The organism is Variovorax sp. 20P10.2.4, assembly GCF_058244205.1.
Genome location: NZ_JBZAYE010000718.1, coordinates 1 through 3,463, shown reverse-complemented (window position 1 = coordinate 3,463; position 3,463 = coordinate 1). Strand labels below are relative to the sequence as shown.

Annotated in this window: 3 protein-coding genes; all 3 read left to right on the top strand. The window is 68.9% G+C overall.

From position 1 onward, the window contains the following. Positions 1-580 (top strand): sensor histidine kinase (locus tag AC27VN_RS36255; RefSeq protein WP_490879758.1); only part of this gene is annotated, 580 nt, incomplete at its 5' end. Positions 581-612: 32 nt separating this feature from the next. Beyond that, on the top strand, positions 613-1,767 hold the full coding sequence (gene rodA, locus AC27VN_RS36250; protein WP_093353417.1) for a rod shape-determining protein RodA: 1,155 nt from the start codon (positions 613-615) through the stop codon (positions 1,765-1,767). 108 nt (positions 1,768-1,875) lie between these two features. Then, entirely contained in the window at positions 1,876-3,336 is a 1,461-nt protein-coding gene (tldD, locus tag AC27VN_RS36245) for a metalloprotease TldD (protein ID WP_093353419.1), read from the top strand. The last annotated feature ends 127 nt before the right edge of the window (positions 3,337-3,463 follow it).

Genomic DNA, 3,463 nt, shown 5'->3' with positions numbered 1-3,463 from the left:
GCTCGAGCGGGCGGCGCGCGACCAGGCGCGCACCCACGAGCGCGAGCGCATCCTGCGCGACATGCACGACGGCGTGGGCTCGCACATCAGCTCGGCCATCCGCCAGCTGCAGTCGGGCCAGACCAGTTCCGAGGAGCTGCTGCGCACGCTGCGCGACTCGATGGACCAGCTCAAGCTGTCGATCGACTCGATCCACCTGCCGCCGGGCGACGTCGGCGCGCTGCTGGCGGCCTTCCGCTACCGGCTCGAGCCGCGGCTGGCCACGGCCGAGATCGTGCTCGACTGGGCCGTGGACGAGGTGACGCCGGTGGCGCACCTCGACGCGCACGGCATGCGGCAGCTGCAGTTCCTGCTGTTCGAGGCGATCTCGAACGTGCTGCAGCACGCCCGGGCGCGGGTGCTGCGGCTGGAGGCATGCATGGAGGGCACGGCGGTGGCGCTGCGCGTGATCGACGACGGGCGCGGCTTCGACGCCAGCCAGCCGCCGCGCTCGCTGGCCGAGCGCGCGGGGGCCATCGGGGCGCGGCTGGCACTCGAAAGCCGACCGGGCCGCACGGTCGTTCAACTGGTCTTCGATTGAGCGGACGCAGCGGGCGCGGATAATCCGCGCCCATGTCCGCCGTGTTCAATCAGCCCTCCCTGGCGCGCCGGGTCGCGCCCATCTTCCAGGGCTTCGACGGCTTTCTGGCCTTCGCCGTGCTGCTGCTGGCCTTCGCGGGCCTGCTGACGATGTACTCCTCGGGCTACGACCACGGCACCCGCTTCTTCGACCATGGCCGCAACATGCTGCTGGCCGGCTTCATCATGTTCGTGGTGGCGCAGGTGCCGCCGCAGCGGCTCATGCTGGCCGCCGTGCCGCTCTATGCGGCGGGGGTGGCGCTGCTGATCGCGGTGGCGCTGTTCGGCATCACCAAGAAGGGGGCCACGCGCTGGATCAACGTGGGCATGGTGATCCAGCCCAGCGAGATCCTGAAGATCGCCATGCCGCTGATGCTGGCCTGGTGGTTCCAGCGCCGCGAGGGGCAGCTGCGGCCGCTCGACTTCGTGGTGGCGACCGTGCTGCTCGCGGTGCCGGTCGGGCTGATCATGAAGCAGCCCGACCTCGGCACCTCGCTGCTGGTGCTGGCGGCCGGCCTGGCGGTGATCTTCTTCGCCGGGCTGCCCTGGAAGCTGATCGTGCCGCCGGTGCTGCTGGGCGCCGTGGCGATCACGCTGATCGTGAGCTTCGAATCGCAGCTGTGCACCGACGGCGTCGACTGGCGCGTGCTGCACGACTACCAGAAGCAGCGCGTGTGCACGCTGCTCGACCCGAGCAAGGACCCGCTGGGCAAGGGCTTCCACATCATCCAGGGGATGATCGCCATCGGCTCGGGCGGCGTCGGCGGCAAGGGCTTCATGCAGGGCACGCAGACGCACCTCGAGTTCATTCCCGAGCGCACCACCGACTTCATCTTCGCCGCCTATTCCGAGGAATTCGGCCTGGTGGGCAACCTGGCACTGATCTCGGCCTTCATCCTGCTGATCTTCCGCGGGCTGGCGATCGCGCTCAACGCCCCCACGCTGTTCTCGCGCCTGCTGGCGGGCGCGGTGACCATGATCTTCTTCACCTACGCCTTCGTGAACATGGGCATGGTCAGCGGCATCCTGCCGGTGGTGGGAGTGCCGCTGCCCTTCATCAGCTATGGCGGCACGGCCATGGTCACGCTGGGGTTGGGGCTCGGGATCCTGATGTCGATCGCGCGAGCTCGAAAACTGGCGCAGTCGTAGCGGGAAACACCGCGGAACCGGCTTTGCCGGGCCGCTGGTGTTGCCCCCGGTAGGGGGTTGGAGGAGCGCACGCAGTGCGCGGAGCCTGGGGGCGAGCAATAATCCTTCATGATCTCTCGCGAACCCACCATCGAGCGCCTCGCCACGGCGCAACAACTGCTGCTCACGCCGTTCGGCCTCGACGAATCGCACCTGAGCAAGGCCCTGGCCGAGATCACCGCGCATCGCGTGGACGACGCCGATCTGTACTTCCAGTACACCCGCAGCGAGGGCTGGAGCCTCGAGGAAGGCATCGTCAAGACCGGCAGCTTCAGCATCGACCAGGGCGTCGGCGTGCGCGCGGTCAGCGGCGAGAAGACGGCCTTCGCCTATTCCGACGACATCTCCGAGGCCTCGCTGCTCGACGCGGCACGCACGGTGCGCTCCATCTCCTCGGCGGGCCGCACCGGCCGCGTGAAGACCGTGCCGCGCAAGATCGCCTCGAGCCGCTCGCTCTACGCCGGCCTCGATCCCATCGCCACGCTCGACAGCACCGCCAAGGTGAAGCTGCTCGAGAAGGTCGAGCAGCTGGCCCGCTCGCGCGACCCGCGCGTGTCGCAGGTCATGGCCGGCCTCGCGAGCGAGTACGACGTGGTGCTGGTGGCGCGCGCCGACGGCACGCTGGCGGCCGACGTGCGGCCGCTGGTGCGGCTGTCGGTCACGGTCATCGCCGAGCAGAACGGCCGCCGCGAGGTGGGTTCGGGCGGTGGCGGCGGGCGCTTCGGCCTGGCCTATTTCGACGACGAGCAGATCGCCGAGTACGTCGACCATGCCGTCAAGTCGGCACTGACCAACCTCGAGTCGCGCCCCGCGCCCGCGGGCGAGATGACCGTGGTGCTCGGCCCGGGCTGGCCCGGCATCCTGCTGCACGAGGCCATCGGCCACGGCCTCGAGGGCGACTTCAACCGCAAGGGCTCGAGCGCCTTTTCGGGCCGCATCGGCGAGCGCGTGGCCGCCAAGGGCGTGACCGTGCTGGACGACGGCACCATCGCCGACCGCCGCGGCTCGCTCAACGTCGACGACGAGGGCAACGCCAGCCAGCGCAACGTGCTGATCGAGGACGGCATCCTCAAGGGCTACATCCAGGACGCGCTCAATGCGCGCCTGATGAAGGTCAAGCCCACCGGCAACGGCCGCCGCGAGAGCTATGCCCACGTGCCGATGCCGCGCATGACCAACACCTACATGCTGGGCGGCGACAAGGTGCCCGAGGAGATCGTGGCGAGCATCAAGAAGGGCCTGTACGCCGTCAACTTCGGCGGCGGGCAGGTCGACATCACGAGCGGCAAGTTCGTGTTCTCGGCCAGCGAGGCCTACTGGGTCGAGAACGGCAAGATCCAGTACCCGGTCAAGGGCGCGACCATCGTGGGCAACGGCCCCGACGCGCTGACCCGCGTGAAGATGATCGGCAACGACATGGCGCTCGACTCGGGCGTGGGCACCTGCGGCAAGGAAGGCCAGAGCGTGCCGGTGGGCGTCGGCCAGCCCACCTTGCGCATCGACGGGCTGACTGTAGGCGGAACGGCTTAAGACTTTCGTCACTTGCGGAGCGTTTCCTCCCGTTGCTAAGCTGCGCCTTTTTGCGAACGACGCATTCAAGGAGCATTTCAATGGGGAACAGGATCCACTCGCCCGCCGCCCTCTGGGCCATGACCGC

Coding starts and splice junctions, on each gene's coding strand:
- rodA (WP_093353417.1), top strand. CDS start 613: ATGTCCGCCGTGTTCAATCAGCCCTCCCTGGCGCGCCGGGTCGCGCCC.
- tldD (WP_093353419.1), top strand. CDS start 1,876: ATGATCTCTCGCGAACCCACCATCGAGCGCCTCGCCACGGCGCAACAA.